We start from the raw sequence: 24,726 nt of genomic DNA, 5'->3' as shown, positions 1-24,726 counted from the left end.
TTTATGGCAAAACGTGTAGCAGTCATAGATATAGGTTCTAATTCACTTAGAATGGTTATCTATGAAAAAACCTCTCGCTTTGCTTTTCATATCTTACATGAAGCAAAAAGCAGAGTAAGAATATCCCAAAACGCATATCAAAACAGTGGAAATCTTCAAGAAGCTCCAATGCAAAGAGCTTATGATACGCTAGAAAATTTTCTCTCAATCATCACATCCTTTAAAGCTAGAAAAACACTATGTGTTGCAACTTCGGCACTTAGAGATGCCCCTAATCAAAAAGAGTTTTTAAACAGAGTAAAAAATGGTCTTGGATTAAATATCAAGGTTATTGACGGGCAAAGAGAAGCTTATCTTGGAGCTATCGCTTGTGCAAATCTTTTACCAGAACAAAACAGTGCTATCAGTATTGATATAGGCGGAGGTTCAACAGAATTTGCTCTTATAAACAAAAAAGATATTTTAAAAAGCTTTTCTATAAATCTTGGAACAGTGCGTCTAAAAGAGCTTTTTTTTGACTTAAATGATATAGATGGTGCAAAAGAGTATATAGATAAAGAACTAGCAGTTCTAGATGGGATAGATGCATCAACAATGATTGGAATTGGCGGAACATTTAGAGCAATATCTTCTGCCTTGCTTGCTAAGAGTGATTATCCGATAGATAAACTTCATGCGTACAGACCATCTTATGATGAATTTGAAAATTTTTTAGAAAAAATATTATCTAGTGATGATGATAATTTAAAAAAAATAGGTATAAAAAACTCTAGATTTGATGTCATAAAATCTGGGGCACTTATTCTTCTTAGAGTTTTTAAAAAATTTAAGATTAAAGAGCTATTGACTAGCGGTGTTGGCGTAAGAGAAGGTGTTTTTTTAGCAGACTTGCTAAGAACTTCAAAAGATAGATTTCCACTCAACTACAACACTTCTATACGTTACATTCTTGATGCTCACGTTGAAAATCTCTCATATGCAAACCAGATAAGCAGAGTTGCTAAAGAGTTGTTTAATTTGAGTGCCAAAAAATTAAATATAGAAAAAAAATACCGTTATGAGTTATCTATTGCTTCCAAACTCTGTATGAGTGGAAGCAGTATTCATTTCTACTCTAGCAATAAGCATAGTTACGAACTTATACAAGATGCGCTAGAGTTTGGCTTTACTCATGAGCAAATTACTCTAATTGCAACACTTGCAAGATTTTCAAAAAGAAAACTCCCATCTTCTTCTCATGTAGAGAAATTTAGCGCTCTTTTACCAGATACTGAACAGCTTAATGCACTTAGCTATATTCTCTCTTTGAGTGTTGCCCTGCTTAGTCATATGCCAAGAAATATTGATTTTAAATTAACGCTAAAAGATGATGTAATAGAAGTTGAATCAAAAAATAGTTTGTATTTAGCAAAAGAGAGTGTAGAGAAGTTAGAACCGCTAAAGAACAATCCTTTAGAAGTAAAATTTTTATAAATTATTAAGCGTAGTGTGACATTAATGTAGAGACAAATGTCTCTGCCACTTTATGGGCAAAGCCCATAAAATAGATAATATTATCTACTAAAATCTCTGTCCCATAGTAAATTCAAATACTGAAGTCTTATCACCCTCTTCTTCTGCTAGAGGTTTTGAGAACATTAACTGAATCGGTCCAACTGGAGAGAACCACTCAAGGCCTACACCAAATCCGCCTCTTGATAGGTTTTCAACAAGATATGTACCATTGCTCTTCTCACTTGTTCCGATATAACCCCAGTCAAGATAAGTAACTACACGCATCTTTGCTTTTGGAACAAGAGGAAAACTTAACTCAAAACTGTTTGTAGCACTATACTCTCCACCATATCTTCTAATGCCATCAGAGGCAGTATCATCTGCTTGTGTTGTTGGAGATAAAGAGTAGGACTCATATCCTCTAACACTTCCGATACCACCCATATAAAATTTTTCTGCAATTGGTAAGAAACCTGTATCTTTTACATAGCTTATCTTTGCTTTATATCTTGAAATCAGGTCAAAACCAACATACTCTTCAAGCCCTTTATATGCACCAAACGTTGTTCTTGTTTTTACAAATTTAGCTTCACCGCCAACTCCTGCATTTTCAATACTTTGAGATAGCATCACACCTTTTCTAGGAAGATAAAAATCATCAGTATCATCATACTTTCCACTAACAATTACAGAACTCTTTGTGTAATCTTGAAATAAATAATCATCAACATAAGTCAAGTTTGCATCTTCATCAATCTCATACTTATTTTTAGAGTAGCTATACCCTAAGCTACCGCTAATGTATCTTGTAAATCTATATCCAAGTCCAGCACTCAATCCATCAGACATAACTGTATAGTCTTCATACTCAAAATTAGATGTATAAAGAGAGAAGTTACCACTAAAATCACTATCGTTCAATCTTGGATTTGAGATAGAAAAAGAGTAGTTTGATGAGAGTGAAGAGCGCTCAGCCTTTACACCAACATCAATTCCTGAACCCCAAACATTTCTATCATCAACAGCAACACTAACTAAAAGTCCGCCATAGCTTCCATAACCACCACCTAGCTGAATGTTTCCAGTTGGAGCTTCTTTTACTTTGACAACCAAATCCATTGTTTTGTTATCAACTCTTTTTTCTTCAATAGTATTTCCATCAAAAAAGCCTAAACGTCCAAGTGCATTTCTAGAATCAGAGAGGTCCGTTAAAGAGTACATATCTCCAGGCCCTAGATATAACTCTCTTCGTATAATTCTATCTAGTGTTCTATTGTTTCCAGAGATAACTACATTTCTGATTTTAACCTTATCTCCAGGAGAAACTTTAAAGATAACTTCTACTTCTCTTTTGTCTTTATTTTTTTTAAGGTCTGGAACAACCTGAACGAAGGCATAACTAAGATCAGCGATAAGTGTTTTAATTTTTTGAGAGTCGTTACGGAAAGTCTCTATGTTAAATACCTCTCCTACTTTTAGACTAAGTAGCTCTTCTATCTCAGCATTATCTACAACTTCTTTGTCTTGCTCAATTGTAATTGCGCTAATAGAGTAAACTTCGCCCTCTTTGATCTGATAACTCATATCTGCATTGTAGTTGTCAAAGTTTACTCTCACAAATGGCTCTTTTATCTCGGCATCCAAGTACCCATGCTGCATATAAAAATCTCGTATTCTTAGCGGGTCGTAAGCTAAGTCAGCAACTTTCATCTTTCCATCATTTCTACCCCAAAACCAGCCCATAAACTCTCGCTCTTTATTGGCAATCATGCTATCAAATTCATCACTATCTAGCCCTTGTGCACCGCTATACAATAACTCTTCTATGATAATCTCTTCACCTTCGTTTACTAAAAAAGTTACTTTATAGCTTCCGTTATCCAAAAGCTCTTTAGAAATCTCTACAACACTGTCAATCTTTGCTTCTTGATTGATTGCTTCAATAATTCTTTTCTTTGCAGCTTCTATCTTCTTCTCATCATAAAGTGCACCAGTTTTAATCTGGATTACACTATCTATGATTTCAGAGTCATTCTCTTTCCACCCTTTAAGCTCTATCTTTGAGATAAGAGGTTTCTCTTTAAAATGAAAAGTCATTGCTCCATCTTTGTCAACATCAACCCAAATATCCTCAAAATATCCCTGTTTATGATACGCTTTAATTGATTCATCAATCATTTTTTCACTAACGTCATCGCCAACTTCAAACTTTAACATTCTAAGTGCTACTGACTCAGATATTTGAACCATACCGTCATATTTAATTGATTTGATTGTTTGTGCGAAAGAGTTTATCGCAAGAAGGGTTAGTAGTGCTGCTAAAAATATTCTCATTGATTTTCCAGATTGTAAAATAAGAGAAGATTCTACCTTTTATGAGGTTAATGTTAAGTAAATCTTGTATAATTTGGCAAATAAAAAAGAAGAAATAGTATGAATATAGCAATAGTAGGGTTAGGGCTTATGGGTGGATCACTCGCTAAGAGCCTCAAAAATATAGATTTTATAGAAAATATTGTAGGAAGTGATCACAACATTAATCACCAGAAAGAGGCGTTAGAGCTTGGTCTTGTTGATAAGATTGTAGAGTTTGATGAAGTTAAAAATTATGATGTTATCTTTTTAGCAATACCTGTTGATGGCGTAATTGCGGCTCTTAAAAACCTCTTGGATGTTAAAGAAAATACAACCATTATAGATTTGGGAAGTACAAAAGCAAAAATTATTGACTCAATTTCTAGTGAGATAAGAAAAAACTTTGTAGCGGCGCACCCGATGACTGGAACAGAGCACTTTGGCCCAAAAGCGGCGATAGACAACTTATATAACTCTCAAGTTGTTGTTTTGTGCGACATTGAAAACAGTGGCGAACTTCAGGCGAGTGTTGCAAAAAAGATATTTAAAGCCCTTAGTATGAAGATGCACTTTATGCCTGCGCATCAGCATGACCGTCATGCAGCATTTATCTCTCATATGCCTCATGCCATCTCTTACTCTCTTGCAAATACTGTAATGAATCAAGAGAACAAGCGCAATATTTTAGCACTCGCAGCTGGTGGATTTCGCTCAATGAGCCGTTTGGCTAAGAGCTCTGCAAATATGTGGGAAGATATTTTTAGACAAAACAAAACAAATCTGCTTGAAGCTATTGAGCTTTTTGAGAATGAGTTAAGTATCTTAAAAGAGCATATAAAAAATGATGAGTGGGATGAAGTTCATAAAAATATAGAGTCTGGAAACAGACTCCATGATATTTTAGACTAGTCTATCTTTAGCCTCTTAAGAAGCTCTTTTAGGGCTTTTTTATCTATCTCTAAATTTTTGTCAGTGTAGATATTTTGCTCTAACTTCTCTATCACCCCCCTCACCTCTTCATCATCTTTATGAGGCAGTAGCTTTGCCAAAAGAGTTCTTGGTTCTTTAATGGAACTTTTTTTTGTTCGTTTAAAGTTTATCAATGGCTTTAAAATCATCAAAATAGTGCCTAAAAACACTCCTACTACAAAAGCAATAAAAAGATAACTTTTATCATATCCATCACTTATAGCAATTGCACTGTTTTTACTTATTTGCTCGTTATCTGTTTTGATAACTAGCTCCTCTTTTGGCTTTGCGTTTTTTACTTTTACCTCTCTCTCTTTTGTAGAGATACTTTTTATCTCTTTTGTTTTTATATCAAAATACTTAATCTCAAATGGTGGGATTACAAAATCATTCTGGGCTACAAAAGTAATTTTTTGTGATAGCTTAGAGCCCTCAATAAGAGGCTTTTCTTCAAAAACTCCAACTCTATCTATATATGGTTTAAAACTTTTTATATCTTCTAAATTTCCATCTCCGCTCACTTCAATAGCCACATTTAAGGGCTCGTTTGCGTTTACTTCATCTTTTTCTAACAAGAGTTTTATCTTAAAATCTCCAACTAAAGTAACGCCCAAGGGAAGCGGTTTTACACTAAAAGAGAGCTCATTTGAGAAATAATTTTTCCATTTGATAGTTGGCATAAAACTACCCCAACTATCAACTCTGTTATCTCTTGAAGCGATTTGCATCTGCGCTCTTGATATTTTTAACTCACCTACTCTTTGAGGAAGCAGAGTATAGACCATAGTCGTAGTTGTATAATCAACATCTTGTACTTTTTGCGGTTGTGACTCACTTCTTACCCAAAAGCCTTTAAACTCAGGCTGTGTAAACTTACTATCAAGCGCACTTGCACCATTTTTTTGTTTAAACGTTAATGTTAATTCAAACGTCTCTCCAACATAAAGCTCCTCTTTATTACTGCTAAGGGTAAGCATAAAATTTGCATCTCTGCTCTGGCTTGGAGCTTTTACCTCTATCTCTATCATTTCTGAGTGTTCTACTTTACCATCTATCTCTAGTCCAAAGGGCTCAATTTTACAACTCTTTTGTGGTGAAAATTTATAGCTTAATGTATAGCTCTTGCTCATCGCTCCGTTTATTATCTGCATATTTGTTTGAGAAGAGGTAGATATAACATCACTCTCACAAAGTCTTGTAATCTCTGGCTTTTTTATCTTCTGCCCTGAAATATCCAAAGAGAAAGTAACAACATCTCCAAGTTCAACACTGCTTGTATCTACTCGAGCAGTGAGTGAGGCAAATAATGGGTACACAATTATAAAAAATAGTAGCGCGACTTTTGTAATAGTTTTCAAATTTTATTCCTTAAAATAATTTCTACCAAGGTTTTTCATCATTAGAGATTTTTTTCTCATCATTATCATTTAGTTTGTAGAGATAGCTGCTTGAATTTTGCTTGAGTTGGTTTATCCATTTTTTCTCCTCTTCATCACTCATAATTTCCTCTTTTTTATCGCCTACTTGTTGAGCATTTTCTTTTGAATCATCTTTTTTTTCATCCATATTTTCACTCTTTTTTGCCTCTTTTTCCTTTTGCTCTTTTTCTTCTTTTTCAGACTCTTTTTGCTCTTTATCTGAGTCTTTCTCTTTTTGAGTTGACTCTTTGTCATCTTTTTTTTCTTCTTTGTTCTGCTCTTTATCTTTACTATCTTGTTCTTTATTTTGTTTTTGTTTATCCTCTTTATCGTCTTGCTTATCTCTGTTTTTTTCGCTGTTTTGCTCTTTTTTCTGCTCTTGTTCTCTTAAAAACTTCTCAACTTCACTTAAATTTTCTCTTGTATCTTTGTCATCTTCTATCTTTAGAGACTCTTTATATGCCTCTATCGCCTTTTGCAAATCACCATCTTTTGCATAGGCATTTCCTAGATTTGAGAGATTTTTTGCCCTATCGTATTTATCATCAAAAGTAGCCTTTTTGTAGGCTTCAATCGCCTCTTTATACTTTTTTTGTTTATAGTAAGCATTAGCGCTGTTATAGTAGCTCTGAGGATTTTTACTCTCTTTTGCATGTTCATTATAAAGCTTTGCAGACTCTTCAAAATTACTGCTCTCATAAGCCTCTTTTGCCTTTTTTAAATCCATAAAATCCAAAACACCTGCTCTGGCTTCTTGAGATAAAAAAAGAGCCAAAATAAGTAAAACACCTAAATGAGAGCTACCTCTTTTACCAATAGAGCTCATAGCGATAAGAAGCAGAAGAAGTGCAAGAGAGAGTGGATAGTAAAAGAGCGGTTTGCTCTTTTGCACCTCTTGGCTTTTTAACTCTTTTTTCTCTCCCACTCGCTCTATTTCTTGAATCATTCTCTTTATATCTTCTTGCGAGGTCGTTGACTCTATATAAACTCCGCCTGTTTTTATAGCAAGAGAGGCTATGTTTTCATTTAGTTTTGAGATAATTATCTCATCATTGTATTTTATAAAAGTTCCATCTTCTCTTTTTATCGGAGCGCCCTCTTTTGTAGCTATTCCTAAGACAAAAACTGTGATACCGCTCTTTTTTGCCAAAGCAATCTCATCAGTGAAATCGCTTTTATCTCCACCATCACTTAGGATAAGAAGTACTTTTTTTGGCTCATCTTTTTGAATCTTTTGCACTGTTTCAATGACAGATAAAAAGTCACTTCCCTGCTCTGTTATAGAGGTTGTATCAAGCTGCTGCAGTAAAAAAGAGACAGAGACTTTATCAAAACTAAGAGGAGAGACAAGGTAGGAGTTTTTTGCAAAGGCTACTATTCCCATGCGCTCATCTTTAGCCTCTTTCAACAGAGATAAGGCTTTTCTTTTTGCTGATTCTAGGCGATTTGGATATATATCCTCCGCCAACATAGAGTCTGAGATATCAAGAGCTATCATCACATCAACACTCTTTGCTTTTATCTCCACGCTACCCTCTTTTATAACTGGCTGGGCAAGAGCTATAATCATAAAAAATCCTACAAGAAAAAAGAGCGCATTTCTAGCCTTGAGTGTTAAAGTATTTGCATTTACCCTAAGTTTATCCATTATCTCTTGGCTAAAAAACTGCTCATGTGTCTCTTTTTGAGTAAGTAAAAGGGCAAATAGTATAAAGAGCGGAGGCAACATGTAGTACAAAAATTCTGGATGTAAAAAGCTCATGCATACCCTCTTCTATTTCTTAGATAGACATAGAGCATAAGAGCGATAAGTGCCACAAATAGTGGAAACTGATAGTAGTAGTTTGTGTTAGTGTAACTCTCTCTTTTTATCTTTGACTTCTCAAGGGAATCAATTTTTTTATAGACTTCTTGAAGCTCTGCACTACTTGAAGCTCCAAATGCAACGCCACCGCTCTCATTTGCGATTTGCAAAAGTGCCTCTGTGTTATACTCATGAGGCATTCCAATTCCAATAGGATAAACTTTTATCCCCTCTTTTTTTATCATATCAAGGGCGACATCAATAGGGACGCTATCAACTTGTGGTGTGCTGTAACCATCTGTAAGCAAAATCGCTATCTTTGTTTTTGACTTGCTCTGCTTTAAAAGATTTGCTCCTTGAGCTAGAGATGTGTTTAGTGCTGTATATTTTCCAGCCATCCCGATTTCTAACTGTGAGAGGATTTTGTTTAAGATATTTATATCATAAGTCAGCGGAGAGGCTATGAAAGAGTATGCTCCAAAAACGACCAAACCCATGTTGTCATTTTTTCTTTGTGAGATAAAATCAGCAACTATCTCTTTTACAACATCAAATCTGCTCAAGCTTTGATTTTGTCTATCAAAACCTTGCGCTTTCATAGACTCAGAAGCATCCAAAATCAGAGCTATCTCATACCCATCTTTTGGCTCTAACTCATATGGCTCATCTTTTATAGGCGACATAAGAGCTACTATCATCATCAAAATTCCAAGCCATTTTAAAAAAAAGAGTATTTTTGAAGATGACACACTACCTTTTAAAAACTGTGCAACATGAGGAAAATAGATAGAAGTAAGTCTTAATTTGCACAAAAAGGCACATGCTATAAAGATAAAGATAGTAAAAAATATTTGGGGAAATTCAAAATAGATTCCATCAAACATCAATCATACCCTTGTAAAGTTCTATATAACCAATGGTCTCATCATCAAACGCACCAACCTCTTTTTTGTACTTATAAACTTCAAGTCTCTCAGTTAGGTTTAGATACATCTCATGGTGTCTTGGGCTGTCATCTTTAAACGTTGCTCCATAAAAAGTTATAGCGTATGCAGACTTTTTGGCATCTCTCAAATCAAGGCTATTTAGGGCTTTGTAGTTCTCTTTTCGCAGGTTAAACTTTGCTTTTTTGTTAAGCCATACATATAAAAGGTATGCCAAAGCACTAAGTAGAAGCAGTGCTAAAAAAGAGCCTCCTAGAAGGTAGTAAAGCGAGTACTCGTCTACATCAACGATGTTTTTTATATCATGCAGTGGTATATCAAAACTTTGATTTGCTTCCATTATCTTCCCTCAAAGAGTCTGCGTAACTCTACACTTGGTATTGAGTGAGTATATATTTTTCTAAATCTGATGCCATCACTTCTAAGTGTCTCAAAGAGTTTGTGGTCATGTTCACTCACTTTTTTTGCATAAGCCTTAACACTTCTCTCGTTAAAATCACCCTCAAGAGTTACCGCGCTTTGTGGGTCTAGCAGTGATGCAAAGCCCATAGAAGGGGGGTTCTCTTCTAAAGTATCTCTAACTATTACAGATAAAACTTCATGCTTTTTAGCTAAGAGTCTAAAGTCTGGTATCTCAAAATAATCCCCTACTATGATGATAAGAGACCTTTTTTTCAATCTTTTATAAAGGGTGTCGGCGATAACTTTAAAATCTACTTTTTGATTTATCGCATCAAAATTTAAAATATCATCTGTGCTTTTGTGGATTTGGTGTAGTTTTTTACTCGGTTTTGTATAGGAGTGCATTTTGTCTGTAAAGATGTATGAGCTTAGAATATCTCCATTTTTTATAGTTGAAAAGCCTAAGATGGCTGAAATCTCTGCAATACTCTCTTGTTTGAATTTTTTAGAGCCAAAATGTACGCTTCCGTTTAAGACATTAACTACGACAACATGAAGTTCTCTCTCTTGTCTAAATATCTTAATATATGGCGTCTGCATCTTTGCTGTGATATTCCAATCAATGAATCGAATATCATCTCCAGCCATATACTCTCTAAGCTCTATAAAATCGTAACCCTCGCCTTGAAAAATAGAGGGATTGTTTCCGACCATTTCACTAAAGACTTGACGCTTGGCACGAACTAAGATTTTTTGTAATTTGCTCATAGTTTTATCTAAGGAATTGCAACAGTTTGAAGTACTTTTTGGATAATCTCATCAGTTGTAATGCCCTCTGCTTCTGCTTCATAACTCAAAACTATACGGTGACGCATCAACTCTTTTGCTATATAAGCCACATCAACAGGAGTTACAAAATCTTTGCCTCGCAAGAATGCCATCGCTTTTACAGCTTTGAACATATCTATACTTACACGAGGAGAAGCTCCAAACTGTATATAAGAAGCTATCTCTTCAAGCCCATACTCTTTTGGATTTCTTGTTGCATTTACAAGCTCTATCATATACTCTTCAACTTCAGCGTCAATATGTATATTTTTTACCACTTCTTTTAGCATCTCTAAATCTTCATGTGATACAACGCTCTTAATCTCTTCAAATTTTCCGCTAGAGACTCTTCTTGCTATCTCTAATTCTTCTTCTTTAGTGTTATAACTCACTATTAGTTTTAACATAAATCTATCTAATTGCGCTTCTGGGAGCTGGTAAACGCCCTCTTGCTCAAGCGGGTTTTGTGTAGCCATAACAAAAAATGGAGAGTCTAGTTTAAAAGTTGTATCACCGATAGTTACTTGTCTCTCTTGCATAACTTCTAAAAGAGCAGATTGTACTTTTGCTGGAGAGCGGTTAATCTCATCTGCTAGGAGAAGATTTGTAAAAATCGGACCTTTTTTAATCTTGAAGCTATTGCTCTTTGGATCATATATCTCAGCACCGAGTATGTCTGAAGGAAGAAGGTCTGGAGTAAATTGCGCACGTTTAAAATTGACGCCCAAACTCTTAGAGAGGGCATTTACAGTTGTTGTCTTTGCAAGTCCAGGGACACCCTCTATGAGAATATGACCTTCACATAAAAGAGCAATAAGAAGAGAATCTATCATCTTCTCCTGCCCAACTACTACCTTTGAAACCTCTTTTTTAATCAACTCTATTTTTGAAATCATAAGCTTTAAATCCTCTTTTATTTACCTCTCAAGTATCAAAACGACACATGTAGCTTTAGTGGTTGTAGGGAAAAATTATAACTAAACGCAGTTAACGATAAGTGACAAATAAATCACAAATCAAGCCCAATAATCTTCTCGATACCCTCTTTTTTTATCATATCGCTAAACTTCATAGAGAGGCTCTGTTTTGCTATCTCATAACCTTGCGTTGATTGTCCTATTAGATTTAGTTTGCTTCCCGCAACTATTGCGCCTCTATAATCCTCTACGCTTATCTCTATGGCAGAACGAGCAAGAGTAAAGCCCAAAGATGTTGCTCTTTGAATATCTGATTTTATAAAAATTTTAAAGTGTCTATCTTTGTTCTTGTGTGCAGTTGAGAGTTTTTTGGCATTTAGCGCAACCCTAAGCGGAGCCTCTAAGTTTTTTGAATCGTTATCTGTTTGTATCTCAAAGGTTATTGATGAGAGTAGCTCATCATAAGCGGTGTTAATTTTTTGCGCTTTATTTGTATATACGTTAGCATCAAAACTACTATTTAAAACACTCATAACAACCAATCTCTCTGGTAAATCTTCTAATTTTGCTTTTATCTTTTTATATCTGCTTATCTGCTCTAGTGCGTTAAATGCCAATAGTGATTTTAACTCTGCGTCTATTACAGAAAACTCCTCTTCTAACTCACTCTCTAAGCTTTTAAAGAGTTTGCTCTTCTCTGCTTTAATCAAGAGTATATGATTTCTAAAACCTACCTCTTCATACTCTAAGAGCTCATAACTGCTGATACGAATCTTATGCACACTGCTTGAGACTCTATTTTCTACATCAAGCTGATTGCTGTTTACTCTGCCCTCTTGAACTACTTTTTTAGAGTTGTAACTTGACTCGATAGAGACGCTTAGAGTTGATGCCATCATATTTAGAGCATTTTTGAGCGCTACCTCTTTACTCTCGCCCTCTCCTACACTGTAGAGGGTTGTTTGTGAGCTTTGCATAGGATTTACATACCACTGCGGAAGAGTTTTTTTAAAAGACAGATTCAGTTCATCTTTTGTGCTACATCCTAAGAGAAAGAGGAGTGCTAAAATAGTAAGCGTTATATTTCTCATCACTGCTCCAGCTGTCTTGTTGCAATGTTATGTTTTTTGATTAGCTCATCAATTCTAATGTTTGCTCTGCTTATCTCCTCTATTGGCTCAACCATCAAATCATCCGCCATTTTATAGTACTCACGAGCATCTGCGTACTCTCCCTGTGCCTCTTTTACTACTCCTAAATTATAAAAAGCTACATAACTTTTTTTGTTTGTTGAGTCTATGAGCTCTATCAAAAACTTCTGAGCTTTATCATATCTGCTTTGCATTATATACTCTATCGAAACCTCTAGGAGCTTCTCGTCTTTAGATGTATAGTCACCATCTAAGCTATCAAGAAGAGTGACTTCAAAGTAGCGATAGTGAGGAGTTAGCTTTGTTGTAAAATCATCAGCGATACTATTTGCCAAGTTCTGTGAAACAATCTCAACCGATGGCAAAGAGCGTGAATCATCAACACAGTGACTCCACTCGCCAGACTTGCCTATGGTCTCTGCGTAGATAATATCTCCCTTTGCAATATCAATCATTCGCAAATCAGCAGACAAACCTATAACTCTCTTTGTGCATCTGACACTATACTCTGAGACACTTTTGCATTTCTTATCCAAACATCTAACACGGCGCTCATAAAAAGAGGTGTCACTATGTGCTACTCGTCCAACGCGTCCAGAAATTATAGCTTCTGCGCCGATAAGATTTCCTACCTCAACAGCTGTTGACACATCTACCAAACCGCTATTTTGCACCTTTTGCTCACTAATAATCTTCTCAAAATCTCTTCTTGATACAATCGTAAAATAACTTTTGTCATCTATTTTTTTAGAGATAAGTTTTGACTCTATCTTGCCTGATAGCCCAACTGAGTCATTTTCAAAGTTTGTAACACTGATTTTTTTAGTAAGCGTTGCACGGTCAATCTCTGCAGGTTCAAGTGCTTTTATAGCTACTCTTTGAGAGCATCCACCCATAAAAACAGTAACAAAAAATATAAAACTCAAATATCTAAAAAACTCTACCATATTAAATTTCCGCCATTTTTTATCTTTAATGTCACTATTTTAATCAAAATCACTTAAACTCTCTGCACATTGCTTTTGTTTTTTTAAGTGATACAACTCTTTTAGCCTCTATATCTTTGATTAGTGAGTCATATTTTTTTGCATCCCTTAGCACTAAGAGAATCATTAACTCATCTAGAGAGGTTGCACTCTCTATATTGTTATAAAAGAGCTCATCCCTGTTTTTAGGCTTTGGCTCTCTTTTTATTTTTACTTTTGCAGCTATATAACCAGCTATAAAAGTGAGAAGATAGTAGAGATAAGATAGCTCAAAATGCCACTTCTTATCATCAACCTTGTCTAAGAGCTCCTCTTTTACAAAACCACTCTCAACTTTTACGTCAACAGCATCAATAGTCAGTTGTTGTAACTTTTCATCTTTTAGGCTAAAGTAGGTTATCTCTAGCTTTGGAATTGTAAAATCTTTATCACTCACAAAAGCAAACTTTTGACTCCACTCTCCCTTGACTCCATCTTTACTCAGCTCTGTTTTTAAAGCTACCTCTCCTGCAAAAACTCTTACACCCTCTATCTCAAAAACCAAAGGTTCTATGGCTTCAAAGCTTCCTTCACCTCTTATGGTAATGCTTAGATGATATGGCTCAAATGCCCTAACCTTGGGCTCTCGTTTATCTACTTTGATAGTAAAATCTCCAACAAAAGTCGTATTTGTCTCTTTAATAGAGAGTTTGAGCCTCTCAAGCTCAACTCTTGTTTTACTCACATCCTCTTTTTTAACATTATCTCTTCCTATCACCATCTCTTCGATAGACTCTTTTGTCGTCTTTTTCATCACAGCGTAAAGAGGAATCTCAATCTCTTGGGCATCTTTAGCAAAAAAAACAAACTCATAACTGTTTATCTTTTTTCCATCAACTATGCTTGAACTCTCTCTTAAAATCTCTATTCGGTAGTTCTTATAATCTCCGCTTGGATTGAAATCTATGCTATATAACTCTGCTAAATCACTAAAAGTACATATATATTTTAGATGTATCGCCTCATTTACATAAGCACTTTTTTTACTTACAAAACTGCTCCACTCATAAGTTGAAGCAAAGAGAGAGGCTTGTAAAAAAATACTCACTATTAAAAATACTCTACCAAGGTTTTTTTTCATCAACACTCCTCTTGTTTATAAGCTCATACTGTTTAGAGCTTAGTTTTGCTTTACCACCATCTAAATTTATACTGTTTTGGGCCTCTGTTTTTTTGCCCTTGTCATCGGAGTTTCCACTTGAAGCTGCACTTACTTTCATATTTGAGCCACCGCCCTCTTTTTGCTTTTTCTTGCTACTCTCTTTTTTAGCCAATGATGATTTGTCGTTGCTTTGTTGTTTGCCACTGCTCATCTCTTTTTTTTCACTAGCACCAATTATATGCTCCAAATTTTCATCTGCCTCCCTAGAGTAGCTTAGCGTTAGCGACTTTAAGTAAGCCTCTCTAGCCCTAGTGAACTCTTTTAACCTTACAAGCGCGTTGCCTATGTTGTAGTATATGATAGACTTAACCTCGCTATCATCAGACTTTAACATCTCAAACTTTTCAACTGCCTTCTCATACTCTCCTGCTCTATAAAACTCTACTGCTCTGTCAAAATTTTCATCCCCATTTAGATGAACTCCAAAAAGAAGCAAAAAGATTATGAAGAACCTCTTTAAAGTAGTGACGCTGAGTAAAAATGTGATAATCGCCAAAGCAACAAAGTAGTAAAAAAGCTCAATATTTCTCATAATCTCTACTTCGCTTTTATGCTCCTCTTTATCCATATCATTTAAAGCACTAAGAAGTTCATCAAAATCTTTTGTATAGACTCCGCCTGTTGCATCAGCTATCGCTTTTATAGCGCTATTTTGCCTACTTATGACTATATCTCCGCCCTCATCTTTTAAGAGTTCTCCACTCTCTAGCCTTAGCACTCCGCCTATCTCTGAAGCGGTCATAAAAATATTTACAATTAAGTTATTTGTTTTCGCATATGAAGCCTCTGCGCTATAATCAAGCTCATCAGCTCCATCACTAAAGATAACTACTCTGGCTCTCTTTGAAGATGATATATCTCTTGATAGCTTAAGAGCGGACATTACGTCACTTCCCTTAGTTATTATAAACTTCTCATCTAGTGAGTTAAAGAGGTGTTCTAAAAGCTCTCTATCCTCTGTTAGTGGGGACAATATGATGGCATTTGTAGTAAAACCTAAAACTGCAAATCTGCTCTTCTGTTTTGCATAAAGCAGTTTTTTTAACATCTTTTTTGAATACGCCAATCTTGAAGGCTCTATATCTTGGACTTGCATAGAAAAAGAGAGGTCTTGTGCGATTATCACATCACTTAAAAGTTGCTCACTTTTGATAGGCTCTTGCTCTATTGCTGGTCTGCAAAGAGCTAAAACTATAAAGATAAAAGTAAGCAAATAGCCATAAAAAGAAACTCTATACTCTCTAAAATCTCTTTTTATAAAAAACAGAACCAAGATGAGAAGAAGCCACAAATAGCTTGGATAAAGAAGCGTCATTTGCTCATCTCTCTCTTTAGCAAGTATAGTAAAAGCAGAAGTGCAATCAGCAAGAACGGATAGTAGTTATACTCTTTTAAAAGATAATCTCTGCTTTTTATAGTTGAAGATTCTAGCTCATCAATATGCGCATAAATCTCTCTTAGCTCTTTTGCGTTTGTCGCATAAAAAAACTCTCCGCCACTGTTACCTGCTATCTCCCTTAAGAGTGCTTCGTCAGCTTCTCCTCTGTTACCCATACCGATTGTATAAATCTTTATATTTGCCTCTTTTGCCAAAACAGTAGCATCTTTTGGAGAAATATCTCCGCTGTTATGCTCTCCATCGGTTAGCAAAACCACTATCTTACTCTTTGCTTTTGAGTGTTTAAATGCTCTTACACTCATAGCTATTGCTTCGCCAATGGCGGTATTTTGCCCAGCCATACCTTGCGTTAGATAACTTAGCATCTCAACTATAATGTTTTTCTCATAAGTAATTGGCGAAGCGATAAAAGCAAAATCTCCATATAAAACTACACCAACATTGTCACTTACTCTTTTTTTTATAAACTCAGATGCCACTAACTTAGCTATCTCAAACCTGCTTAACTTCTCTAAACCCCTCTCTTCATCTTCAAAATCAAATCCACTGCTGTTCATAGAACCACTCGCATCAATCGCTAAAACTATATCTTTTCCATTTCTATTTAGTGGGTCTACCCTATCGATGATAATTGGCGAGGCTAGAGCTATAAATAAAAGGGAGAAAATTGATATTTTTACAATCCACTCAAGTTTATAAAAACTCTTCTTTGCAGATAAAAAGTGAAGATGCACAAAGTATATAGGTTTTAGACGCTCTTTGCATCTGTATAAGCAGTATATGATTGGGAGAAGAAGAAGTATAAGATAAGGGTATTCAAAACTATAGTAGTTCACTTCCACTCCAAGCAATTTTTTAAAGGAGTTATTTTAGCTAAATAGTTTTAATTATTGACGTTATATATTTGATGGCAATTAAGCCATCAAATATAGACTAAAATATGCCTGACATAGACTTAGCAAGTGCAGATTCAAGAACTGGCTGAGCCTCTTCAAATTTTAAATTCATTTTATTTGCAGTACTAACGATACGAGTACGGTAAGTTTTCCACTCAACTTTTCCGCCTTGGATATCTTGCTTTGTAGTAGTTGAACTTCCCTGAGCAAGATTTGCATTTTGAGTTTGAGTTACAACTTCACCCTCTAATGGTCTCTCTCTTATTTGTAAGTCTGTTACCATAACAAACATCGTATCTTCAACTAACGCATCGCCAATAAAACCAACTGCAGCCCCAGCTAAACCAAGTCCTACAGCAGTTTTATTACTACCTGTTAAGGCATACCCTGTTGCAGCTCCTGCTGCAGCTCCTGCTATCCCTGAACCAAAACCAGAACCAAGAAATGATGACGACTCTCTTAAGTCAGACTTTCCAACTTTTAAAATATTCCCTTGAAGCATATAAGTAGCCTCTTTTGGGTTTTGAGTTATTTTATACCCTCTGTTTATAAAAGCTGCTTCTACGCCTTCTTTCACATTAACTTCTTTATCTGAAGTATTTCTGATGTCAAAATAGACAATTCTCTCTTCAGGTGCCACTGGCTCTAAAAATATAGTTTCAGACATTTTTGTCTGTACCTCTAAATCTCTCTTCTTAATAGCCGTATTCATGGCACTACAACCGCTAAAACTAAGACCCATTGCCAAAAAGCTTCCTGTTAAAATAAGAGCTGCTACTCTTGATCTATTTTTCATAGATATCCTTTATTGTTAAATAACAAAAAAAGAATACTAAAAAAACATAAAATAGACTCTATATTATTTGATTTTATCAAGAAATATTCCTTACGCTTCTTTTTGTAACACAATTATTTTTTATGTTTAACATAAATAAACCTGTTGTTTTTTGATGTAGATGCCTCTTTTAAACGTAAAATAAAAAATTTCAAAATTCACACTCTTTTTTCTTGACTTAAAAAACCTATTTGTCTATAATTCCCATCCACAAACACTATGTTTGTTTATGTCTTGTTAGCTCAGCTGGTAGAGCATCTCACTTTTAATGAGGTGGCCGATGGTTCGAATCCATCACAGGACACCATTTCTAAAAAATGCTAAAGAGTGGCCCCGTCGTCTAGCGGTCAGGATCCATGGTTTTCATCCATGTTACAGGAGTTCAATTCTCCTCGGGGTCACCACTCATTTACATTTAAAACTCCATATTTTCAGCACTTTCAAACTATAGTCAAATTACTGCTTGTATTGCCTATTCTAAAATTCACACAATTTATATAAGTTTATTTAACAACAAACCAAGGATTAAGAAGATTTTCTTTGTTGTAGAGCAGTGGTGTATCTGTATCAAAAATATAGCTCATTCTTCCACTCTCTCTAACTATAGCGTCAGCCGCAGCTGTATCCCACTCCATTGTTGGAGCAAGTCGTGGATAAATATCTGCACTGCCATCTGCTACCATGCAAAGTTTTAGTGAACTTCCTATTGACAACAGCTCTATCTCTTTTGTATCAAGCGCCTCTATAAATATTTGTGTTTCTGGTGATAGATGAGATTTTGAAGCTACAACAAAGAGCTTTTGCTTCTTATTTTTGTTCATATAAATAGGCAGTTTTTGCCCATTTAAAAATGCACCTCCGCCTTGCATTGCCCAATACATAGACTTTAGAACAGGAGCATAAACAACACCAAGAACAGGTATGCTTTTATGGATTAGAGCGATATTTACAGTAAACTCACCATTCTTTTTGATGAACTCTTTAGTTCCATCAATTGGGTCTATACACCAGTAGTACTCCCAAGACTTTCTCACCTCATACTCTGCGATTTTACTCTCTTCGGAGAGAATTGGAATGTTTGGATAGAGCTCAAGAAGAGAGTTACAAATAATTTCGTTTGCTTTTATATCTGCTTCAGTAAGTGGAGATGCATCATCTTTGAACTCTATGTGAAAATCTTTTGTGTAAATCTCCATGATAGCATCACCAGCTTCTTGTGCTATGTTTTTTATAACTTGGATATCAACTGTTTGCATTATTTAAGTACCTCACCTTATCTAGATAGCAATAACTCTATTTCTGCCCTCATCTTTTGCTCTATACAAAGCTCCGTCTAAACGTTTAATAAAAGCGCTTTTACCCTCATCTTTGATATACGAAGTCACACCAAAACTACATGTAATATTTCCAATAACATCTATCTTTTTACTCTCTACCGTGCCTCTTAATTTCTCCGCAAGTACCGCTGCACCATTGGACTCTGTTTGTGGGCATAAAACTATAAACTCTTCTCCGCCACATCTAACAAATATATCCAGATGCCTAATATTTTCACTAATTATATCAACAATGTTTTTTATAACATTATCGCCCTCATCATGCCCATAAGTGTCATTTACTCTTTTAAAATGGTCTATATCAACCATTATTAGCGAAAGTGGGCTATCAAATCTATATGAACGCTCCATCTCTATCTTTATAATCTCTTCAAATTTATGTCTGTTATAAATTCCTGTTAAATTATCAGTAATTGCCATCTTCTGAAGATTTTCATTCATGATTTTAAGTTCACTAATATCTCTAGCGATGCTTATAATGTAGCCTTTACCTTTATCTTGGATTAGCTTACACGTTATCTCGATTGGAATTGTTTTACCATCTTTTACTTTATGACTCACCTCAACAACCGCTTTTTGTTGTTTACTTAGTTGCGCTTTGACATTTATCATATTTTCTTCATAAACCTCTGAGCCACTTTTTTCATCATGATAATCAAGGTCTTCAACTCTCATCTGCAACATCTCTTCTTTTGTATAGCCTCTAGTTGTATATGCAGCCTCGTTAACATATATAAAATTTCCATCTAAATCATGTACAAATATCGAGTCAGTTACTGAGTTCAAAAGTTTTGCTTGAAACTCTAACTCTTTACTTGTTTTATATCTTTGAGTGATGTCTTGAGCCGTTCCTATCAACCTCTTAACATTTCCTATATCGTCATACTCAAGCTTACCCTTTTCATAGATAACTTTTTGTAAATTACCTCTTATCAGCACTCGATAGGTCAAAGAGTAGTCACTCTTATTTTTTATAGCATTTTGTATTGTATTATTAAGCTCTTCTCTGTCATCATAATGAACATAATTCATAAAAACTTTATAAGTTGGAGCGATGCTCTTTAACTCCAACTCAAAAATCTCAAACATCTCATCAGACCAGATAAGCAAATCATCATCTACTCCACGCTCCCAACTGCCTATACGTGAGAGATGCTGTGCCTCTTTGAGGAGGTTGTTTGTTTTTAAAAGCAGAGCTGTTCTATCTGCTACTTTCTCTTCTAAAGTCTTGTTCAGATATATAACTTCATTATATTTTTCAATAAAATAGTTATATAAAAATGAGTGCTCTTTGATAAAAAAATCAATTTTATATTGCTTCTTGTTTCTAATATTGCTGCTTAATTTCATAAGAGGATATATATTTAAAAAATACAAAACTATAAGGAAAAAAACTACTACAAAAATAAAATAGAGCATAAATTTAACTACAAGAAATTGAACATTTTTTTCACTTTGCAGCAGGTATTTGTCATTTAAATCTACAATCAGTTTAAAATTTATATCTTTTGCTTTATCAAGATAATTTAAGTTAGCATAAAATGAAACATCTTCTTTAACCTTTGCTACATCTGTATCATTTACATAAAGAGAATTTTTTACAGTAGCGTTTTGTGTTGTTGAAACAACTATCTTCTCATCAACAGTTATATAAAGAGCTTCATACTCTTGATGTAGCTCTACGCTTCTTTTGAGTATAGGCTCTAACGCGTCCATGCCATCTTTTTCTATGATTGGAACTATAAGATGTCCAAGGTCTAAGATATTTACTTTAATGCGCTCGATATCTTGAGTTTTAAAATACTCTTTTGTCGCACTGTATCCGACAAAAACAATTGAAAAAAGTATGATTGTTATAAGAAAAGTTATTAAAAAATTTATTTTTCTTAATGAAACAGAGTTATTTAGTTTGTGCTTAATGATAATCTCCCAAAACGTTAAATATTATTATCGTTATTTTACGATTATATCATTTAGATTAGATGCGTGTTTTGATTTATATCATCTTTTGTTATATCTATTTTAGGTTATAGTTGATAGGTATAGATAAAGTTATCTCTTTTTTTGGTTTTGGAAATTTACCAGAAAGATCTTCTATCGTCTTAATTGCGGCTCTGCTTAGTATATCACTCTGAGACTCTGATACATTGGTATTAGATACTTTTGCGTCTGTATCTAATGTAAAACTTACTTTAACCATCCCTGTTATGTTTCTTTTTCTCGCACTCATTGGGTAGTAGAGATTGTCTCGTAAAAGTTCCAATATTTTGTGCTTATTTACTTCACTATACTCCTCTTGCAGAGTTGGCTGTTTTGTAATCTCGCTTGGAGTTGTGTTCTCTTTTTTTATTTGAGCTAAAGACCTGTTTTGCGCTATGTTATCACTTTTTATCTCTGTGGGACTCTCCACTGTTTTCTCTTCTTTAATCTCTTGTTTTATCTCTTCTTTTACTTTTTTATCAACTACAACTTTCTCTTTTTTAATCTCTTGTACTTTTTTTGGTTTCTCTTTTATCTCTTGTACTTTTTTTGGTGCGCAGTATTGCTCTTTTGGTACTTCTAGAGTTTTTACTTTTTCTTCAAACTCAATTGTAGAAACATTTAAAACTATGATTTTTTCTTTTTCTTCTTTGACTTCAACATAGCTCTTTGATATAAAAAAAATTAAAATTACTAGGAGAAAATGAATAAAAAGGGAGATAAGAAGGGAGTTGCTGTGTCTAATCATGCTGAAATAGTAACAAAACTATTGTTACTATTTTATTAAAGGTTATATAGCTCTCTTAAACTCTGGATATGCCTCTACACCACACTCATTAATATCCATACCCATAAGCTGAGCCTCATCATCTGCTCTAAATTTAGAGAATTTATTAATCATAAACAAAACAATATATGAGACGCTAAATGTAAAAATTCCAATCAAAACAACACCTTTTAATTGTGCTATAAAAGAGATTTTTTCTACAAATATTCCAGCGGCTAGTGTTCCCCATATACCATTAACCAAGTGAACAGAGAGTGCTCCAACTGGGTCATCTAGCTTCAACTTATCAAAAAGCGGTACAGCAAACACGACCAACGCTCCACCAATCAAACCTATAAGAATTGGCGTGTACATATCATACAAATTAGCCGCTGCAGTAACTGCAACAAGCCCTCCAAGTGCACCATTTAAAATCATAGTAATATCAAAAAGCTTATATCTCATATACATAATAACTGCTGCTATTATCGCACCAGAGAGTCCAGCGGTGTTTGTGTTCATGATAGTTTTTGCGACAAGATCTGCATTCTCAACAGTTGAAATAGAGCCTACACTTCCACCATTAAAACCAAACCAACCTATCCAGAGCAAAAACGCTCCAAGAACAACAAGAGGAATATTTGAAGCAGGGATTACTTTTATTCTGCCATCTTGATAGCGCCCTCTTCTTGAACCGATTATAAAAAGTGCTGCTAAGAGAGCCCAGCCGCCAGTTGAGTGTATAACAGTAGAACCAGCCAAGTCATACATATCTATATCTAAAAAACCACCCCTCAACATATCAGCACCCCAACTGATATTTACAACTGCTGGATATATCAAAGCTCCCATAATAACTGTAAATATGGAAAGAGGAATGATTCTTACTCTCTCGCTCACACCACCACTCATGATGTTTACAGTCTTGCCAACAAAAGCCATTTGGAACATAACAACAGCGTATATGCTGTTTGTTGCGCTATCTAAGCTCCCAAAAGCAAGTTTATACCCAAAGAGCAAAAATGCTAAAGAAGCGATTGCATAAATCATTATATTTGTTGTTAAAACTGCCGAGACGTTTTTTGTTCTAACCAAACCAGCTTCAAGCATAGCAAAACCAGGAACCATGAAGATAATAAGAGTCATTGCAAAGATAGTAAAGAAAGTGTCTATGATGTATTTAAAGTCGGCTTCTAGCATATAAAATCCTTCAAAATTATTGAAGGAAATTATAGCTTATAAAATAATGGAGGATTTTTTTAAATTGATTAATTTTTAATCAACTGTTATATTGCTTCGCTATCTGTCTCACCAGTACGAATACGAATAATCTTTTCTATATCACTTATAAATATCTTGCCATCGCCTATTTTGCCAGTTCTTGCGGCTTCAACTATCGTTTTTACAACCTGTTCAACATTTTCATCATCAACAACCATTTCCATTTTTATTTTTGGAAGAAAGTCAACAACATACTCCGCACCGCGATAAAGTTCACTGTGCCCTTTTTGACGTCCATAACCCTTAACTTCGCTTACAGTCATACCTGTAATTCCTATCTCCGCTAAGGCATCTTTTACATCTTCTAATTTAAATGGTTTAATAACCGCTTCTACTCTTTTCATAATAATATCTCCAAATTTAGTTTAAAATTGTAACCACATTTACTCTTTTTGGCAAATAATCAATTAGAGAGAATCTAAAGATTTATTGCCTTTTCTCCATGGACTGTTTCATCCAAACCTCTGCTCTCGCTCTCATCATCAACTCTTCCACCACCCGTAAGCGCAGATGCTATAAAATAGACAACTGCTGTTACAACAGCACTGTAAATAGTTGTCAATCCAATTGCCTTTGCCTGACTTAAAAGCTGAGAAGCCATGTTATAACCTTCACTCATTGCATAAGGTGCTATAAATATAGCCGTTGCAATTGAACCCCAGATACCAACCAAACCATGAATCCAAAATGCATCAAGAGCATCATCAACTTTAAACATATTTTTAAGTTTTGCAACACCCCAAAAGCCGATAGCTCCACCTACTAGACCTATAATAATCGCACCATCAACTCCTGCACTTCCAGAAGCTGGAGTAATAGCAACCAATCCTGCAACCGCACCAGAAGCTCCTCCGATTAAAGTTGCTTTTTTATAAACAAACCACTCTGCAATAATCCAACCTATCACACCAAGAGATGCAGCAACATTTGTAACTAAAAATGCAGAAGCTGCAACGCCATCAGAAGCGAGTTGTGAACCTGCATTAAAACCAAACCAACCAAACCATAATAATGATGCGCCAAGAACTACAAGTACTGGAGAAAATGGCTTAATAGCAACTTTTCCATAGTCTCTTCTACGTCCAAGAATCATAGCAACCACAAAACCAGCGATACCTGCATTTAAGTGAACAACTGTTCCCCCCGCAAAATCCATCTCGCCAAAGTTAAGAGTCTCTCCTCCACCCCATGCCCAGTGAGTAACAGGTGCATAAACTAGGGCTACCCAAAGAGCAGCAAAAACTATATATGTAGAAAACTTTACACGCTCAATCATAGAACCACTAGCAATTGCAACTGCAATCGCTGCAAAAGTTCCCTGAAATGCAACAAATAAAAGTTCTGGAATACTACCTTTTAGAGTATCAGAAGCGATATTTGTAAGCATTACCTTGCCAGTTCCTATAATATCGCCATCGCCAAATGCAATTGAGTAACCTACTACAACCCAAACAAGTGTTCCAACAGCATAAGCACCCAAGCTCATACCCATCGTGTTTAATACATTTTTTGAACGTGTCAAACCGCCATAAAATAGCGCTAATCCAGCTGGTGTCATTAGCATTACAAAAGCAGTTGCTACCAACATCCAAGCAGTGTCGCCACTATTTAACGCATCCTCTGCAAACGCAAAAGAGGGTAACAACACACCTAAGAGATATTTTTTCATCTTCTATCCTTTATATAATATTTCTGCTCAAATTATACATGCTTAATTTGTGACATTAATCAACTTTATGATTATTTTTTAATCAACCACTCTT

At 35.1% G+C, this 24,726-nt stretch carries 21 protein-coding genes and 2 tRNA genes; 4 read left to right on the top strand and 19 right to left on the bottom strand.

Translation table 11 applies throughout. The features are described 5' to 3' along the window. The first annotated feature begins 3 nt into the window (after positions 1–3). Positions 4–1,473, top strand: a complete 1,470-nt coding sequence (locus tag AC6H33_RS03300) for a Ppx/GppA phosphatase family protein (RefSeq protein ID WP_497605543.1) — start codon at positions 4–6, stop codon at positions 1,471–1,473. An 87-nt stretch (positions 1,474–1,560) separates the two neighbouring features. Here AC6H33_RS03300 and bamA read toward each other — a convergent pair whose 3' ends face one another. Beyond that, complete coding sequence (gene bamA, locus AC6H33_RS03295; RefSeq protein ID WP_497605542.1) at positions 1,561–3,828, bottom strand: outer membrane protein assembly factor BamA; 2,268 nt, start codon at positions 3,826–3,828, stop codon at positions 1,561–1,563. A 99-nt stretch (positions 3,829–3,927) separates the two neighbouring features. Between bamA and AC6H33_RS03290 the strand changes: the two genes are divergently transcribed. Then, complete coding sequence (locus AC6H33_RS03290; protein WP_497605541.1) at positions 3,928–4,758, top strand: prephenate dehydrogenase; 831 nt, start codon at positions 3,928–3,930, stop codon at positions 4,756–4,758. On the opposite strand, the gene AC6H33_RS03285 is transcribed toward AC6H33_RS03290, so the two are convergent. The 12 genes from AC6H33_RS03285 to AC6H33_RS03230 form a co-directional block, all read right to left on the bottom strand. After that, entirely contained in the window at positions 4,755–6,176 is a 1,422-nt protein-coding gene (locus AC6H33_RS03285; protein ID WP_497605540.1) for a BatD family protein, read from the bottom strand. The two genes, AC6H33_RS03290 and AC6H33_RS03285, sit on opposite strands and share 4 nt — an antisense overlap. Before the next feature lie 22 nt (positions 6,177–6,198). Further along, positions 6,199–7,998 carry a VWA domain-containing protein gene (locus AC6H33_RS03280; RefSeq protein WP_497605539.1) on the bottom strand — a complete coding sequence of 600 codons (1,800 nt, stop codon included), beginning with the start codon at positions 7,996–7,998 and terminating at the stop codon, positions 6,199–6,201. Further along, on the bottom strand, positions 7,995–8,924 hold the full coding sequence (locus AC6H33_RS03275; RefSeq protein WP_497605538.1) for a VWA domain-containing protein: 930 nt from the start codon (positions 8,922–8,924) through the stop codon (positions 7,995–7,997). The genes AC6H33_RS03280 and AC6H33_RS03275 overlap by 4 nt, the downstream gene beginning before the upstream one ends. Next, positions 8,917–9,324 carry a hypothetical protein gene (locus AC6H33_RS03270; protein ID WP_497605537.1) on the bottom strand — a complete coding sequence of 136 codons (408 nt, stop codon included), beginning with the start codon at positions 9,322–9,324 and terminating at the stop codon, positions 8,917–8,919. Before AC6H33_RS03270 ends, AC6H33_RS03275 begins: the two co-directional genes overlap by 8 nt. Next, positions 9,324–10,154 carry a DUF58 domain-containing protein gene (locus AC6H33_RS03265; protein ID WP_497605536.1) on the bottom strand — a complete coding sequence of 277 codons (831 nt, stop codon included), beginning with the start codon at positions 10,152–10,154 and terminating at the stop codon, positions 9,324–9,326. Before AC6H33_RS03265 ends, AC6H33_RS03270 begins: the two co-directional genes overlap by 1 nt. Positions 10,155–10,162: 8 nt before the next feature. Beyond that, positions 10,163–11,110, bottom strand: a complete 948-nt coding sequence (locus AC6H33_RS03260; RefSeq protein ID WP_497605535.1) for an AAA family ATPase — start codon at positions 11,108–11,110, stop codon at positions 10,163–10,165. A gap of 113 nt (positions 11,111–11,223) precedes the next feature. Continuing rightward, positions 11,224–12,222, bottom strand: a complete 999-nt coding sequence (locus tag AC6H33_RS03255) for an LPP20 family lipoprotein (protein WP_497605534.1) — start codon at positions 12,220–12,222, stop codon at positions 11,224–11,226. Next, a complete protein-coding gene (locus tag AC6H33_RS03250; protein WP_497605533.1) occupies positions 12,222–13,229 on the bottom strand; it encodes a CsgG/HfaB family protein in 1,008 nt (335 codons plus the stop codon). Before AC6H33_RS03250 ends, AC6H33_RS03255 begins: the two co-directional genes overlap by 1 nt. 49 nt (positions 13,230–13,278) lie before the next feature. After that, entirely contained in the window at positions 13,279–14,388 is a 1,110-nt protein-coding gene (locus AC6H33_RS03245; protein ID WP_497605532.1) for a hypothetical protein, read from the bottom strand. Next, positions 14,369–15,784: a VWA domain-containing protein gene (locus AC6H33_RS03240; protein WP_497605531.1), complete on the bottom strand. Its 1,416-nt coding sequence runs from the start codon at positions 15,782–15,784 to the stop codon at positions 14,369–14,371. Before AC6H33_RS03240 ends, AC6H33_RS03245 begins: the two co-directional genes overlap by 20 nt. Then, a complete protein-coding gene (locus tag AC6H33_RS03235) occupies positions 15,781–16,704 on the bottom strand; it encodes a VWA domain-containing protein (protein ID WP_497605530.1) in 924 nt (307 codons plus the stop codon). The genes AC6H33_RS03240 and AC6H33_RS03235 overlap by 4 nt, the downstream gene beginning before the upstream one ends. A gap of 97 nt (positions 16,705–16,801) precedes the next feature. Beyond that, positions 16,802–17,560, bottom strand: coding sequence for a complement resistance protein TraT (locus AC6H33_RS03230; RefSeq protein ID WP_497605529.1), 759 nt, complete (start codon positions 17,558–17,560; stop codon positions 16,802–16,804). A gap of 270 nt (positions 17,561–17,830) precedes the next feature. Between AC6H33_RS03230 and AC6H33_RS03225 the strand changes: the two genes are divergently transcribed. Further along, positions 17,831–17,906: transfer RNA gene (locus AC6H33_RS03225), tRNA-Lys, on the top strand. A gap of 22 nt (positions 17,907–17,928) precedes the next feature. Next, positions 17,929–18,003, top strand: a tRNA-Glu gene (locus tag AC6H33_RS03220). 99 nt (positions 18,004–18,102) lie between these two features. Here AC6H33_RS03220 and cysQ read toward each other — a convergent pair. The 6 genes from cysQ to AC6H33_RS03190 form a co-directional block, all read right to left on the bottom strand. Next, positions 18,103–18,858: a 3'(2'),5'-bisphosphate nucleotidase CysQ gene (gene cysQ, locus AC6H33_RS03215; protein ID WP_497605978.1), complete on the bottom strand. Its 756-nt coding sequence runs from the start codon at positions 18,856–18,858 to the stop codon at positions 18,103–18,105. 18 nt (positions 18,859–18,876) lie between these two features. Continuing rightward, positions 18,877–20,652, bottom strand: a complete 1,776-nt coding sequence (locus AC6H33_RS03210) for a GGDEF domain-containing protein (RefSeq protein ID WP_497605528.1) — start codon at positions 20,650–20,652, stop codon at positions 18,877–18,879. Between the two features lie 301 nt (positions 20,653–20,953). Further along, positions 20,954–21,664: an energy transducer TonB gene (locus AC6H33_RS03205; RefSeq protein ID WP_497605527.1), complete on the bottom strand. Its 711-nt coding sequence runs from the start codon at positions 21,662–21,664 to the stop codon at positions 20,954–20,956. A gap of 42 nt (positions 21,665–21,706) precedes the next feature. Then, positions 21,707–22,882 carry an ammonium transporter gene (locus AC6H33_RS03200; RefSeq protein ID WP_497605526.1) on the bottom strand — a complete coding sequence of 392 codons (1,176 nt, stop codon included), beginning with the start codon at positions 22,880–22,882 and terminating at the stop codon, positions 21,707–21,709. Between the two features lie 86 nt (positions 22,883–22,968). Then, positions 22,969–23,307, bottom strand: coding sequence for a P-II family nitrogen regulator (locus AC6H33_RS03195; RefSeq protein WP_497605525.1), 339 nt, complete (start codon positions 23,305–23,307; stop codon positions 22,969–22,971). A 74-nt stretch (positions 23,308–23,381) separates the two neighbouring features. Next, positions 23,382–24,632, bottom strand: a complete 1,251-nt coding sequence (locus AC6H33_RS03190; protein ID WP_497605524.1) for an ammonium transporter — start codon at positions 24,630–24,632, stop codon at positions 23,382–23,384. Positions 24,633–24,726 lie beyond the last annotated feature (94 nt).

Source organism: Sulfurimonas limnophila, assembly GCF_059705345.1.
Note: the sequence above shows the minus strand (reverse complement) of the source record. Positions and strands in the feature narration are given on the sequence as shown.